Source organism: Achromobacter sp. 1011811831, assembly GCF_059760905.1.
On the sequence record NZ_JCBANG010000075.1, the window covers coordinates 1 to 13,888 of the forward strand.

The window sequence follows — 13,888 nt, forward strand, 5'->3', positions numbered from 1 at the left end:
CGCCTGGTCGACGAGGTCGCCCAGGCGCCCGGCACGCCCGCCGAGGCCGCCGAGGTCTGCGTCGCGCTGCGCCGCGCCGTGGACGAGGACCCCGAGGCGCTGGAGGATCTGGCCGAGGCCGTGCTGGCCGAGCAGGACCACGGCGTCGACGGCGCCGCCGCGCCCTTCGTCATGGCGGCCCTGCAGGTCTACTGGACCAGCCTGGCCAGCCGTTTCGACGAAAAGCTGCTGCCGGTGGCCAGCCCGTTCGGCGTCTGCCCGGTCTGCGCCAGCCTGCCGGTGGCCAGCATCGTGCGCGTGGGCGGCCAGTTCGAGGGCTACCGCTACCTCTGCTGCAGCCTGTGCTCGACCCAGTGGCACATGGTGCGCGTGAAGTGCTCGCACTGCGAGGACGTGGAATCGGTGGCCTACCAGGCCATCGAAGGCCGCTCCGAGGCCATCAAGGCCGAGACCTGCGACCATTGCCACAGCTATCGCAAGATCTTCTACCAGGACAAGGACCTGCACGTCGAGCCGGTGGCCGACGACCTGGCCAGCCTGATGCTGGACGTGCTGGTCGGCGAGGCCGGCTACGCCCGCGCCAGCGGCAATCCCTTGCTGTGGAACGGCGCGGAGGAAGAATGAGCGCCGTTCCGCCGCCCGCTGGCGCCGGCCAGGCCGCCGCCGTTTCCGACATCCCTGCGCTCGACCGGCTGCTGAACGCCGATGCGCTGCGCCCGGCGCTGGATGCCCACGGCCGCACGCAGGTGGTGGCGGCGCTGCGCCAGGACCTGGACGCGCTGCGCCAGCGCGCGCTGCAGGGCGGCCTGGCGCGCGCCGAGCTGGACGCGGCGGCCGTGGCGGGCCGCGTGGACGCCGCCCTGGCCCGCGCCACGGCGCCGCGCCTGCGCGCCGTGCACAACCTGACCGGCACCGTGCTGCACACCAACCTGGGCCGTGCGCTGCTGCCCGATGAGGCCGTGGCCTCGGTGCTGCGCGCGCTGACCTCGCCGGCCAACCTGGAGTTCGACCTGGACACGGGCGGACGCGGCGACCGCGACGATCTGGTCGAGGGCCTGCTGCGCGAGCTGACCGGGGCCGAGGCGGCCACCGTGGTCAACAACAATGCCGCCGCCGTGCTGTTGATGCTCAACGCGCTGGCGGACCGGCGCGAAGTGGTGGTGTCGCGCGGCGAGCTGGTCGAGATCGGCGGCGCCTTCCGCATCCCCGACATCATGAAGCGCGCCGGCGCCAAGCTGGTCGAGGTGGGCACCACCAACCGCACCCACGCCGCCGATTACGAGAACGCCATCGGCCCGCGCACCGCGATGCTGATGAAGGTGCATTGCAGCAACTACGCCGTCACCGGCTTCACCAAGAGCGTGAGCGTGGCCGAGGTGGCCGCCATGGCGCATGCGCGCGGCCTGCCGGCCACGGTGGACCTGGGCAGCGGCACGCTGGTGGACCTGGCCCAGTTCGGCCTGCCGAAAGAAGACACCGTGCGCGAGACCATCGCCGCTGGCGCCGACCTGGTCACCTTCAGCGGCGACAAGCTGCTGGGCGGCCCGCAGGCCGGCCTGCTGGTGGGCCGCGCCGACCTGATCCGCAAGATCAAGAAGAACCCGCTCAAGCGCGCGCTGCGCGTGGGCAAGCTGACCCTGGCCGCGCTGGAGCCGGTGCTGGCCCTGTACCGCGCGCCGGAATTCCTGGCCGACCGCCTGACCACGCTGCGCCTGCTGACGCGGCCGCAGCGCGAGATCCAGGCGCTGGCCGAACGGCTGCGCGGCGCGCTGGCGCACGCGGCCGGTTCCGCCTTCGAGGTCGAGGCCGTGCCCATGTACAGCCAGATCGGCAGCGGCGCGCTGCCGGTGGACCAGCTGCCCAGCTACGGGCTCGCGGCGCGCCATCGTGGCCCGGGCCGGCCGGGGCGGCACCTGGACAGGCTGGAAGCCGCGCTGCGCGGCCTGCCGGTGCCGGTGATCGGCCGCATCGCCGACGATGCGCTGTGGCTGGACCTGCGCTGCCTGGAAGCGCGCGACGAGGCCGCTTTCGCCGCGCAGCTGGCGGAGCCCATCCTGTGATCGTCGGCACCGCGGGCCATATCGACCACGGCAAGACCACGCTGGTGCGCGCCCTGACGGGCGTGGACACCGACCGCCTCAAGGAAGAAAAGGCGCGCGGCATCTCCATCGAGCTGGGCTATGCCTACACGCCGCTGGACAATGGCGACGTGCTGGGCTTCATCGACGTGCCCGGCCACGAGAAACTGGTGCACACCATGGCGGCCGGTGCCAGCGGCATCGACTTCGGCCTTTTGGTCGTGGCGGCCGACGACGGCGTCATGCCGCAGACGCGCGAGCACCTGGCCATCCTGTCCTTGCTGGGCGTGGCGCGCGGCGCGGTGGCGCTGACCAAGGCCGACCGCGCCGACGCGGCGCAGCTGGCGGCGGCGCGCGACGGCATCGCCGCGCTGACGGCGGGCACCTTCCTGGACGGCGCGCCGGTGTTCGAGCTGTGCGCCGCGCAGGCCGGCGACGCCGGCACGGAACGGCTGCGGCTTCATCTGCACGAGGCAGCCCAGGCGCTGGGCCAGCGTCGCGACGACGGCCTGTTCCGGCTGGCCGTGGACCGCGTTTTCACGCTGGCGGGCCACGGCACGGTGGTGACCGGCACGGCGCACGCGGGCCTGGCGCGGGCCGGCGACGAAAGCGCCGACCTGCGGCTGATGCCGGCCGGCGAACGGCTGCGGGTGCGCGGCATCCATGCGCAGAACCGGCCCAGCGAGACCGGCGCGGCCGGGCAACGCTGCGCGCTCAACCTGGCCGGCATCGACAAGAATGCGATCGCGCGGGGCGACTGGGTGGCGGACGCGCGCTGCTTCCTGCCGTCGCGCCATGTGGATGTCGAACTGACGCTGCTGCCTGGCGGCGAGGCCGATGCCGCCGGCGCGGCCGGCACGGTGCGCGCCTGGACGCCGCTGCATGTGCATATCGGCGCGGCCCGCCATCTGGCGCATGCCGTGCCGCTGTCGGCGGAAACGCTGGCGCCGGGCCAGTCCGGCTGGGCGCAGCTGGTGTTCGACGCGCCGGTCTGCGCCATGCCTGGCGACCGCTACATCGTGCGCAATGCGCAGGCCACGCGCACGGTGGGCGGCGGCCGCGTGCTCGATCCCAATGCGCCGGACCGCAAGCGGCGCGCGCCGGCGCGGCTGCAATGGCTGCGCGCGCTGGCGGCGATGCTGGACGGCGCGGATCTCGCGCCGTTGCTGGAACAGGCGGCGCTGGGCCTGGACGAAGCCGCCTTGCAGCGCCTGACCGGTCGCGACGCGCGCGCGCTGGCCGCGCCTCCCGGGGCGCAATGGCTGGCCGGCCGCACGCCGCAGGCGCCCCGCACGCTGATCCTGGCCGCGCATTGGGACGCGCTGCGCGCCAAGGCCGAACAGGCGCTGGCGGCCTTCCACCAGGCCGCGCCGGACGAGCCCGGCCCGGACGGCGCGCGGCTGCGCCGCATGGCGCTGCCGGCCGTGGCGGAGGCCTTGTGGCAGGTGCTGCTGGACGATCTGCAAGCAGAAGGGCGGATCGCGCGCAACGGTCCCTGGCTGCATCTGCCAGGCCATGCCGCGACGCTGTCCGATGATGAAACCGCGCTGGCCAGCGCGTTGCTGCCGCTGCTGGCCGAGGGTCGCTACGACCCGCCCTGGGTGCGCGACTTGGCGCGCCTGCGTGGCGAGCCGGAAGAGCGCGTGCGGCTGCTGCTGCGCAAGCTGCTGCGGCGCGGCGAGGTGGCGCAGGTGGTGAAGGACCTGTTCTATCACCGCGACCGCGTGCGCGAGCTGGCGGCGCTGGCGCGCGGACTGGCGGCCGCGCCCGCCGGGCTCAACGCCGCGGCGTTCCGCGACGCGACCGGCCTGGGACGCAAGCGCGCGATCCAGATCCTGGAGTTCTTCGATCGCGTCGGCTACACGCGGCGCGTGCGCGACAACCACGTGCCGCGCGGCGCCTACGCGCTTGGGCAAGACGAGGCAGAGCCGGTATCATAGGCGGGCCTTCGCGGAAGGCATCCGTGCCCGGCGGCACGGCCGGGCTTCAAACCCGGTTGGGGGCGTCAGACGTTCCCAGGTAGGTTCGACTCCTGCTGCCTTCCGCCATCCCTCTTGCGCCAGTTGCCGCGCGTCGGCGCTTCAGGCCCGCAGCATGCGCGTGACCACCCCGCTGACGCGGTCCGCCTTCCAGTCCAGTTCGCCCAGATGCCATTGGCGCGCCGCGCCGCCTCGGTCGATCAGGTAGTTGGCCGGCAGTCCCACCGCATTCCATGCCTTGGCCGCCGCGCTGTTGCGGTCGTGCAGCACCGCGCCGGCGACCGGCCATTTGGCGAGAAAGGTGCTGACCTTCGCCAGCGACTCGCCCACGTTCACCGCGACCAGCCGCAGCCCTTCCTCGCGGTGCCGCCGCGCCATCGCAGACATCAGCGGGATTTCGTCGCGGCACGGATCGCACCAGGTGGCCCAGAAGCTCAGCATCACGACATTGCCGCGCCAGGCCGAGAGCTTGTGTTCGCGGCCGGACAGGTCGGGCAGGATCAGCGGCGGCGTGGGCGCGGTCCAGGCCGCCCAATCCGGGCCGGTGGCGGACTTGAGCGCATCGTCCGAGGCGGCGCGCGCCGCCAGCGGCAGCACGGCCAGCGCGAGGCCCGATTGCAGGAAGTGGCGGCGGCTGAACAAGTCGGACGGTCCGTGGCGGTCAGGCCGGGAGCTGGCGCGCCGTCAGGCGGTAGCGGAAGCTGTCGGGGTCCAGGCTGTCCATGCGCCCGGCGGCCGTCTCGCCATTGGGATACATCAGGAAAGGAACCGGCCCGAGGCCGGAGCCGGGCAAGGCCACATCGTGGCCGTGGTTGAAGGCCACCCAGTTCATCTCCCAGGCGCCGAACAGCATCACGCGCGCCGCGCGCACCTGTGGATTGTTGAGCGGCAATTCGCCCGGCGGTTCTTCCAGCATCACCTTGCGCACGTCGGCCGGATCGACCGGCACCCAACCGTGGCTGGCGGCGTAGAACTCGGCGCGGCAGTGCTGGGCGCGGGTCACGTCGCCGGCCTTGCCCAGGCTCCTGTAGCCCAGTTGCGAGTCGGCCACGCGCAGGCCGTAGGCGTCGCGCGCGGGGATGCCGGCGGCGCGCGCCAGCGCCACGAACAGCGCATTGATGTCGGCGCACTTGCCGTTCAGGTCATTGGCCGTAAGCATGTAGCGCACGTCGCCCACGCCGCAGCCGCGGGTGGATGCCGTGCGGCAGGTGTTCTCGACCACCCATTCGTAGATCGCGCGCGCCCGCGCCAGGTCGCCGTCGTGGCCGAGCGTGATGCGGTCGGCGGTGGCCTTGACGATGCCGTCGGTGGGCAGCAGCTCGGTGGGCTTGAGATATTCGCGCAGCGTCGCCGCGCTTTCGGGCCGGAAGCCGGCGGGCGCGGGCCGTTCCAGGTCGACGCGGCGGTTGCGCGTCTGGAAGCGGCTGGTGACCGTGATCCTGCGTATGTCCGGATTTTCAGGCCATTGCGCGGCCAGCATGCGCACGCCGTAGCCGGGGGCCTGCGCCAGCCAGGCGGTGCCGCCGCCCTCGATGCGCCAGACGGTCTGCGCGCCGCGCTGGTAGTCGGTGTCGGCGCTGTCGGGCACGGGAATCCACAGGCGGGCCTGGCTGCCGGGGTCTTCGATGCTGATGTCGGCGCTCAGTTCGAAGGTGCGCCAGTCGGCGGAGACGGTGGCGGTGCGCTCCTGCGCCAGCGCGGAGCCGGCAAGCGTCGCGCCGGCGGCGCACAGGGCGCCCGAGGCGCCCGTGATACGGAGAAAGTCGCGGCGGTCCATATAGCCCTCACGCACGGTGAAGTGTGGCTGTCGGTGCGCCCTGGCGGGCGGCCGTCCCTTGCTGCCTGCTGCCTGGCCATGATAGGCCCATCATGGGCGCGATGCTATCCTTTTTCGGTCTACATATGGAGAACCCTATGAACCAGAATGCAGCGGCCCCGGCCGTGCCGCGCCTGACCTCGCTGTCGCATGGCGGCGGCTGTGGCTGCAAGATCGCGCCGGGCGTGCTGTCCGAGTTGCTGGCGCGCTTCGGTCCGGCGGCCACCTATCCCAACCTGATGGTGGGCACCGAGACCGCGGACGACGCCGCGGTCTACAAGCTCAATGACGAGCAGGCGCTGATCGCCACCACCGACTTCTTCATGCCCATCGTTGACGATCCCTACGACTTCGGCCGCATCGCCGCGACCAATGCGCTGTCGGACGTCTACGCCATGGGCGGCACGCCCATCATGGCGCTGGCCATCGTCGGCATGCCGATCAACGTGCTGCCGCACAGCGTCATCGCCGACATCCTGCGCGGCGGCGAATCGGTCTGCGCCGAGGCCGGCATTCCCGTGGCGGGCGGCCACAGCATCGACTCGGTCGAGCCGATATACGGCCTGGCGGCGATGGGGCTGGTGCATCCCGGCCGCGTCAAGCGCAATGCCGATGCGCGCGCCGGCGACGTGCTGATCCTGGGCAAGGCGCTGGGCGTGGGCATCCTGTCCGCCGCGCTGAAGAAAAACCGGCTCGACGAGGCCGGCTACCGCGTCATGATCGACACCACCACGCGGCTGAACCGGCCCGGCGCCGCGCTGGCGGCCCTGGACGGCGTGCATGCCATCACCGACGTGACCGGTTTCGGCCTGCTCGGCCATGCGCTGGAAATGGCGCGCGGCGCGGGCCTGACCGCCCATCTGCGACGCGCTGCGCTGCCCTGGCTGCCGGGCGTGCAGGCCTACGCGGCCGATGGCGTGATCACCGGCGCGTCGGGCCGCAACTGGGCGTCCTATGGCGCCGCGGTGAAGCTGGCCGATGACGTGACGGATGTGGAGCGCGCGCTGTTGACCGATCCGCAGACCTCGGGCGGCCTGTTGGTGGCCTGCGCGCCGGAAGCGGCCCAGGCGGTGCTGGACCTGTTCCGCAGCCAGGGCTTCGACCAGGCGGCCGTGGTCGGCGAGATGGGCGCGGGCGCGCCCGAGGTGCGGGTCGGCTGATGCCCGCGCGGGCCGCGCTGGCGCGCGGCCCGATCCCGCCTTATTTGCGCAGGTGGCCCTGCTCCTGCACCTGCAGGTTGATCTGCCACTCCATCAGCGCCGGATAGGCGTTCAGCCTGACGTGCTCCGCCAATTCCTCTGCCGTGGCGTCGCGCTCGGCCGACAGGGCCAGGCCCGACGGACCGGCCCAGGGCCGGATCCGGCTGGGGTGCTGGGGCTGGTAGGCGCCGGCCTGCGTGAGCATCAGGTAGGGCGCGTTGAAACCGAAGCACCAGCCGCTGTCCGGATGCCGCGACAGCAGGTCGCAGCCGGACTGGAAGTACGGGGCCTGCGACAGGCTCAGCTGGTAGAGCGTCGGCATGATGTCCTTGTGGCTGCCGATCCGCTCGCGGTCGTAGACGGCGTTGGCGCGGTAGGCCGGCGGGGCGTACACATAGAAGGGCACCGCGCGGGCCAGCGCCGCGTCGTTCGGATCCTGGTAGTCCACGCCCAGGATGTTGTGGTCGCCGGTGGCCGCGATGATGGTGCGGGCGCCGGCGGACGAGGCCTTCACGCGCGTGATGAAGCCGCCCAGCTGGTCGTTGGCGTAGCGCAGCGTGCCCAGCACGTCGTCGATGGCGGTCCAGTCGTGGAAATGCTTGGCCCGTGTCGCTTCGTCCAGCGCCAGGCCACGCCCGCCGGCGCCGGGCGGAGGCGTGAAGGGCGGATGATGGGTGGTCGACAGCGCCATGATGAACAGGGGCTGGCCGGCGCGGTCGGCCTCGGCCAGGCGTTCCTCCATGTAGCGGAACATGTATTCGTCGGGCACGCCCCAGGTGCCGATCTGCGCCTCGGGATAGCGCTGGCGCAGCGTCTGCTGGTCGATGAATTCGTGCGCGCCCTGCTGGCGCACGAAGGAGCCCAGGTTGCGCCAGGTGGACGTGCCCGAGGTAACGAACAGCACCCGGTAGCCGCGTTGCAGATACGGCGCGAAGGCATTGCCGGCGAACCTGGCCGATGCCGCCGACGACTGGCCGATGGCCTTCATGGGGCTGCGCACCAGCAGCCGGGCCAGCGAATCGATGGTGCCGTTGCCTTCGGACACGAAGCGGTCGAAGCGCCAGTCGGATTCCCAATGCGGCCGCAGCGCGCCCAGCAGGTCGCGTCCGGGGGCGTCGAGCGAGCTGAGGTGATGGCCCATGCTCTCCATGACCTGCAGCACGACGTGCGGCGGACGTTCGCGCGCGACAGGATTCAATGCCGTGACGGCCATGAAGGGTTCCAGGCCATCGCCGGGGCGGCCCAGGAAGCGCTGGTACAGCAGCTGCCCTTCGCGCTGCGTCACCGGAGAAAAGCGCTTGTCGTTGTCGCGGTCGGCCAGGGCCCAGGTGAAGGCCGAGATGCCGTTGGGCGCGATGTCGTTGAGCAGCGCGACGGCGGACAGGTTGGTGTCGTCCTTGTTCAGGGGGAACTTGCTGATCGAGCCGCGGCAGGCCAGCACCGTGATGCCGATGATCAGCAGCAGCCGCAACGCGCAGGCGATGGCCGAGCGCGGCGTCGGCCGGGCCCGCTCCAGCCGCGCGCGCCATTTCGCGGTCAGCCACCAGGTGGCCGCCAGCACGGCCGACAGCAGCAGGCCGGCGCGCAGCACGGGATAGCCCTGCCACACGGTGCCCAGGACGGCCGAGGTGTCTTCGTCGATCAGGCCGAACACGAAGACGTCGATCGAGCGGGCGAAGGTGGCGTAGTAGAAAACGCTGATCACCGTGGTGGCGGTGAACAGCATGGCCATCACCGCACCCAGCGCGGACTGCCAGCGCAGCCAGCCGCGTTGCAGCCGGGGAAAGGCGGCGATCGCCAGGCCGGCCAGCAGCGGCGCCGAAAAGGCGATGGCGGCGACCTTGATGTCGAACAGCAGGCCGATGGTCAGCGAGCGGCCGACGTCGGCCGACGAGGCCGCGTACAGCGACGGCGGCGCGTGCTTGGCCAGCAGGTAGGCGCGGCCGGCGAACTGCGCCAGCACGCTGACCAGCCAGGGGGCCAGCAGCAGCAGGAAGGACTGCTGGAAGTTCTGGAACCAGCCTTGCCAGGAAAAAGACGGACGGGAAAGCTTCATCGGCGCCAATAGGTAAAAAAAACCTGCCCACCAACGGTCAGGGCCGGGTGGCGGGATGCTGCGGACTGCTTTGGGGAAAGGCGCGGCTTCAGCGCCGCGCGGGGGCGTGCGGAGCAGGGCGCGTCCGAGAGGTTCTTTGCATCATTGCGGAGGCGTTTCACTGCAGGCCGTCGGCATTCTAGCGAAGTCGCGGCCGGTCTTTATAAAGTTCTGTATAAATTTGTCCTCGCGGGCCGCCACAGGGGTCAGTCCCCCAGACCGCGCGCCGTGGCCGCCGCCTGTTCCGTCAGCCAGCGCGTCACCACGTCCGCGTCGGGCGTGCTGCGGCGGGCGTTGCGGACCAGCCAGTAGGCGTGCTCGGTGGCGCTGGCCGGCTGCCCGCCCACGGCCGCCAGCCGGCGGTCGGCCAGCATGGGCGCGATCAGCGCCAGGCGGCCCAGCGCGATGCCGTGGCCGGCCAGGGCCGCGTGCACGATCTGGTCGTACTGGTTGAAGCGCAGCATGCCCTTGGGCCGCATGCGCGACAGGCCGCGCGCGCTGAGCCATTCGGACCATTGCAGCCAGGGACGGCTCGGGTCGTCGAATTCCAGAAGTACGTGGCGCTGCAGTTCGCGCGCGTCCAGGCCGCGCACGTCCAGCGTGGGGTGCGCCACCGGCACCACCGATTCGCCGAACATCCAGGCGGCGCCGTCGGGCACGGTGTCGCGCAGGCTGTAGCGGATGGCGATGTCCACGCTTTCTCGGTCGATGTCGATGACCCGGTTGTCGGCCGCCACGCGCACATCGATGTCTGGGTGGGCCGCCTGGAAGTCGCCCAGGCGGGGCAGCAGCCACAGCGAGGCCACGCCGATGGTGGTGGTGACGGTGACCGGGGTGCGGCGCTCGGGCGCGCGCAGCTGCTCGGTCAGGTCGCCGAGCTGGGCCAGCCAGATATCGGCCATGCGGAACAGCCGGGCGCCTTCCGACGTGAAGGACACGCTGCGAAAGCCGCGCACCAGCAGCGGCACGCCCAGGTGAGCCTCCAGCGCCCGGATCTGGCGGCTGACGGCGGACTGGGTCACGTGCAGGTCCTCGGCGGCCAGCGTGATGCTCATGCGTCGCCCCACGGCCACGAAGCCTCGGACCAGATCAAGCGGGGGCAGTTTGGCCAGCGGGTATGACATTCCTGAAACTCATGCGTAAGGGGTCGAAATATCGCTTGAGCACTATACCGCCTGAAGCGTCCAATATGACTCAGACGATGGGTTCCGTTGCATTTCATGCGAGGGTTCCCGCCGCGATAGCCGTTGCCGGGGCAGGGGGGCGTCATGATCCAGTTATGTTGCACTGCGGGAATGTCATTCCGTTTGGCCGGGCGTTCGACTATGCTGCTCAGACGCGCTTCGGGCCTGCGCATCGTGTGCCATGCCGGCACGCTATGGGTGTCCGAATACCGCCAACCCGAAGACAGCGTGCTGCATGCGGGAGAGGCCATCACCGTGGACAGCGATCGCGATGTCGTCCTCAGCGGCCTGCCGGATGCGCAGGTCGCGCTAATTCAGGTCGCCGGAGCCCCGTGATGAATGTTCCCCAGCCCGATATGCCGCGCATGCAGATGTGGTTCGATTTCGCCAGCCCGTACAGCTACCTGGCGATCGAGCGCATCGAGGATCTGGCGCGCGATGTCGGGGTGCGCGTGGATCTGCGGCCCTTCCTGCTTGGCCCGATCTTCCAGGCCCAGGGCTGGAACGACACGCCGTTCCGGCTGTTCCCGGGCAAGGGCGCCTACATGATGCGCGACATCGCGCGCCTGGCCGACAAGTACGGCGTGACCTACCGCCGTCCGCGCCTGTTCCCGCGCATCAGCGTGCTGCCGGCGCGCATCGCGCTGATGGGACAGGATGAATCCTGGGGGCGCGATTTCTGCCTGGCCGTGTTCCGCGCCAATTTTCAGCATGACCTGGACATCCAGGCCGAGGACGTGGTCCATGATCTGCTGCGGGACCTGGCGCTGGACGCGGACGCGCTGATCGGGCGCGCCAAGACCGAGGCCGTCAAGGAATCGTTGCGCCGCCAGGTCGACCGCGCCCGCGACTTGGGCCTGTTCGGCGCGCCCACCTTTTTCGTCGGCGACGAGATGTTCTGGGGCAACGACCGGCTCGAGGATGCGCTGGCGTGGGCACAGCAGGGCCGTTCGGCCGCCCGCGCCACGGCCCGTGTCGCCGCGTCGGCCTGAGGCCGCGTCATCCACTTGATGGCCGCGCTGCGCGCTTGAATGCAGCCGCGTCGCAGGCCGCCGTTTTTCCCTCCCCTTCAGTCTGGCAATGAAGAACTCCAGCAGTCCCTTGCGCGGCGCGCCCATGCCGGGCGGCCGTTCGTTCACCCAATTCCGCGCCGCGCGCATCCGCCGCGTCGCGTTCCAGTGGAAACAGTCCGGATCCGGCCACGCCGTGCCGCAGGTCAAGCAGGGGCCGGGCGGCGGCTGAGCCTGGTCAGGCCCCGATCTTCCGACTGTGCGAGGCCGTCAGGCCTTTACGGGTCTGGCCCCACGGTTCTAGCCCCGGCCCACCGGCGCCACGTTCGCCCATTCCTCGTCCGAGTACAGCCGCGAGCGCAGCAGGAAGCGCCGGCCCTCGGCGCTGTCCAGCGAGAATGCGCCGCCCCGGCCGGGCACGGCGTCGATGATGAGCTGGGTGTGCTCCCAGTAGGCGAACTGGTCCTCGCCCATGTAGAACGGGCAGCCTTCCAGGTCGCCCAGCAGCACGTCGGCGCCGCCCACCATGAATTCGCCCAGCGCGTAGCACATGGGCGAGCTGCCGTCGCAGCAGCCGCCGGACTGGTGGAACATCAGCGGGCCATGCTTGACCCGCAGCGTGGCGATGAGGTCGCGGGCCGCGTCGGTGGCGACCACGCGCGGCGTGGCTTCGGACATGGCGTGTCTCCGGTTGCGCGTTGCGGACCCGGTCGGCGGCGCTTGCCGCGGACCGGGCGGGCGGCGGCCGCGACGCCGCCGCCGCTGTCACCGGATCAGAAGAAGCCCAGCTTCTTGGGCGAGTAGCTCACCAGCAGGTTCTTGGTCTGCTGGTAGTGGTTGAGCATCATCTTGTGGTTCTCGCGCCCGATGCCGGATTGCTTGTAGCCGCCGAACGCCGCGTGCGCCGGATAGGCGTGATAGCAGTTGGTCCAGACGCGGCCGGCCTTGATGCCGCGGCCCATGCGGTAGCAGGTGTTGATGTCGCGCGACCAGACGCCCGCGCCCAGGCCGTAGAGCGTGTCGTTGGCCTGGCTGAGCGCGTCGTCGGCGTCCTTGAAGGTGGTCACGGCCACCACCGGGCCGAAGATTTCTTCCTGGAAGATACGCATCTTGTTGTGGCCCTTGAACACCGTGGGCTGCACGAAGTAGCCGTGCTCCAGCGCGCCGGCGAGCTGTGCGCGCCCGCCGCCGGCCAGCACCTGCGCGCCTTCCTGCTTGCCGATGTCCAGGTAGGACAGGATCTTTTCCAGCTGCTCGGTCGAGGCCTGCGCGCCCAGCATGGTGTCGGCGTCCAGCGGATTGCCCTGCTTGATCGCGGCCACGCGCTTGAGCGCGCGCTCCATGAATTTCTCGTAGATCGATTCCTGGATCAGCGCGCGGCTGGGGCAGGTGCAGACCTCGCCCTGGTTGAGCGCGAACATCACGAAGCCCTCGACGGCCTTGTCGAAGAAATCGTCGTCCTCGGCGGCGACGTTGTCGAAGAAGATGTTGGGCGACTTGCCGCCCAGCTCCAGCGTCACCGGGATGATGTTCTGCGACGCGTACTGCATGATGAGGCGGCCGGTGGTGGTCTCGCCGGTGAAGGCGATCTTGGCGATGCGCTTGCTGGAGGCCAGCGGCTTGCCCGCTTCCAGGCCGAAGCCGGTGACGACGTTGAGCACGCCCGGCGGCAGGATGTCGGCGACCAGCTCGGCCAGCAGCATGATGCCCAGCGGCGTCTGCTCGGCCGGCTTGAGCACCACGCAGTTGCCGGCGGCCAGCGCGGGGGCGAGCTTCCACGCGGCCATCAGGATGGGGAAGTTCCACGGGATGATCTGCCCGACCACGCCCAGCGGCTCGTTGAAGTGATAGGCCACCGTGTCGTGATCGATCTCGGACAGCCCGCCCTCCTGGCTGCGGATGGCCGAGGCGAAGTAGCGGAAATGGTCGATCGCCAGCGGGATGTCGGCGGCGCGGGCCTCGCGGATCGGCTTGCCGTTGTCCCAGGTCTCGGCCGTGGCCAGGCGCTCCAGGTTGGCTTCCATCACGTCGGCGATGCGCAGCAGCATGCGCGCGCGCTCGGCCGGCGCGGTGGCGGCCCACTTGGGCGCGGCGCGGTGCGCGGCGTCCAGCGCCATCTCGATGTCGCGCTCCTTGGAGCGGGCGTTGCGCGTCAGCAGCTGGCCGGTGACGGGCGTGAGGTTGTCGAAGTATTCGCCGTCCGCCGGTTTCTGCCAGCGCCCATCGATGAAATTGTCGTACTGCGGCTTGATGTCGATGCGCGTGCCATAGGTGTCGGGGGTGACGCGGGTCGCGATGTCCATTGCTAGTCTCCGTAGGTGTATTTATGCAGCGGGTTTGTGCAGCGGGATTGGCGGCGACAGCCTGCCTGCATGCTTACAAGCAATCCGCGTGCCAACCGGGGACGCGGCTGGACAAGCGCGCGGACTGCGTGCGAAAGTAGGCTTGCGCGCGCCTCACGCAGGCGCGGACGGCGCAAGGCCGTCCCGGCGCTGTCGCGTTTTGCGACAGCGTCGCGCAACAGGTG

Annotated in this window: 13 protein-coding genes and 1 tRNA gene; 8 read left to right on the forward strand and 6 right to left on the reverse strand. The window is 70.6% G+C overall.

The window, feature by feature from the left end; all coding sequences use genetic code 11:
• From fdhE to AC6LJ9_RS23220, 4 genes are all read left to right on the forward strand, one after another.
• A partial coding sequence (gene fdhE / locus AC6LJ9_RS23205; RefSeq protein WP_498149381.1) for a formate dehydrogenase accessory protein FdhE occupies positions 1–624 on the forward strand: 624 nt, incomplete at its 5' end.
• On the forward strand, positions 621–2,060 hold the full coding sequence (selA, locus tag AC6LJ9_RS23210) for an L-seryl-tRNA(Sec) selenium transferase (protein WP_498149382.1): 1,440 nt from the start codon (positions 621–623) through the stop codon (positions 2,058–2,060). The genes fdhE and selA, both read left to right, overlap by 4 nt.
• On the forward strand, positions 2,057–4,018 hold the full coding sequence (selB, locus tag AC6LJ9_RS23215; RefSeq protein ID WP_498149383.1) for a selenocysteine-specific translation elongation factor: 1,962 nt from the start codon (positions 2,057–2,059) through the stop codon (positions 4,016–4,018). The genes selA and selB overlap by 4 nt, the downstream gene beginning before the upstream one ends.
• A 12-nt stretch (positions 4,019–4,030) precedes the next feature.
• Positions 4,031–4,126 (forward strand) — tRNA-Sec (locus AC6LJ9_RS23220).
• Between the two features lie 33 nt (positions 4,127–4,159).
• Here AC6LJ9_RS23220 and AC6LJ9_RS23225 read toward each other — a convergent pair.
• Both AC6LJ9_RS23225 and AC6LJ9_RS23230 read right to left on the reverse strand, forming a co-directional pair.
• Positions 4,160–4,699, reverse strand: coding sequence for a TlpA disulfide reductase family protein (locus tag AC6LJ9_RS23225; protein ID WP_498149384.1), 540 nt, complete (start codon positions 4,697–4,699; stop codon positions 4,160–4,162).
• A 19-nt stretch (positions 4,700–4,718) separates the two neighbouring features.
• A complete protein-coding gene (locus tag AC6LJ9_RS23230; RefSeq protein WP_498149385.1) occupies positions 4,719–5,834 on the reverse strand; it encodes a transglutaminase-like domain-containing protein in 1,116 nt (371 codons plus the stop codon).
• Positions 5,835–5,971: 137 nt separating this feature from the next.
• Between AC6LJ9_RS23230 and selD the strand changes: the two genes are divergently transcribed.
• Positions 5,972–7,033: a selenide, water dikinase SelD gene (gene selD, locus AC6LJ9_RS23235; protein ID WP_498149386.1), complete on the forward strand. Its 1,062-nt coding sequence runs from the start codon at positions 5,972–5,974 to the stop codon at positions 7,031–7,033.
• A gap of 40 nt (positions 7,034–7,073) precedes the next feature.
• Here selD and AC6LJ9_RS23240 read toward each other — a convergent pair whose 3' ends face one another.
• Entirely contained in the window at positions 7,074–9,128 is a 2,055-nt protein-coding gene (locus AC6LJ9_RS23240) for an LTA synthase family protein (RefSeq protein WP_498149387.1), read from the reverse strand.
• Between the two features lie 245 nt (positions 9,129–9,373).
• Positions 9,374–10,291, reverse strand: coding sequence for a LysR substrate-binding domain-containing protein (locus AC6LJ9_RS23245; RefSeq protein ID WP_498149388.1), 918 nt, complete (start codon positions 10,289–10,291; stop codon positions 9,374–9,376).
• A 201-nt stretch (positions 10,292–10,492) separates the two neighbouring features.
• Between AC6LJ9_RS23245 and AC6LJ9_RS23250 the strand changes: the two genes are divergently transcribed.
• From AC6LJ9_RS23250 to AC6LJ9_RS23260, 3 genes are all read left to right on the forward strand, one after another.
• Positions 10,493–10,687: a DUF2917 domain-containing protein gene (locus AC6LJ9_RS23250; protein ID WP_249204904.1), complete on the forward strand. Its 195-nt coding sequence runs from the start codon at positions 10,493–10,495 to the stop codon at positions 10,685–10,687.
• On the forward strand, positions 10,687–11,343 hold the full coding sequence (locus AC6LJ9_RS23255) for a 2-hydroxychromene-2-carboxylate isomerase (RefSeq protein ID WP_498149389.1): 657 nt from the start codon (positions 10,687–10,689) through the stop codon (positions 11,341–11,343). The genes AC6LJ9_RS23250 and AC6LJ9_RS23255 overlap by 1 nt, the downstream gene beginning before the upstream one ends.
• Before the next feature lie 88 nt (positions 11,344–11,431).
• Complete coding sequence (locus AC6LJ9_RS23260; protein WP_498149390.1) at positions 11,432–11,593, forward strand: hypothetical protein; 162 nt, start codon at positions 11,432–11,434, stop codon at positions 11,591–11,593.
• Between the two features lie 68 nt (positions 11,594–11,661).
• On the opposite strand, the gene AC6LJ9_RS23265 is transcribed toward AC6LJ9_RS23260, so the two are convergent.
• Both AC6LJ9_RS23265 and adh read right to left on the reverse strand, forming a co-directional pair.
• Complete coding sequence (locus AC6LJ9_RS23265; protein WP_498149391.1) at positions 11,662–12,039, reverse strand: DUF779 domain-containing protein; 378 nt, start codon at positions 12,037–12,039, stop codon at positions 11,662–11,664.
• 95 nt (positions 12,040–12,134) lie between these two features.
• Complete coding sequence (adh, locus tag AC6LJ9_RS23270; protein WP_212313721.1) at positions 12,135–13,664, reverse strand: aldehyde dehydrogenase; 1,530 nt, start codon at positions 13,662–13,664, stop codon at positions 12,135–12,137.
• Positions 13,665–13,888 lie beyond the last annotated feature (224 nt).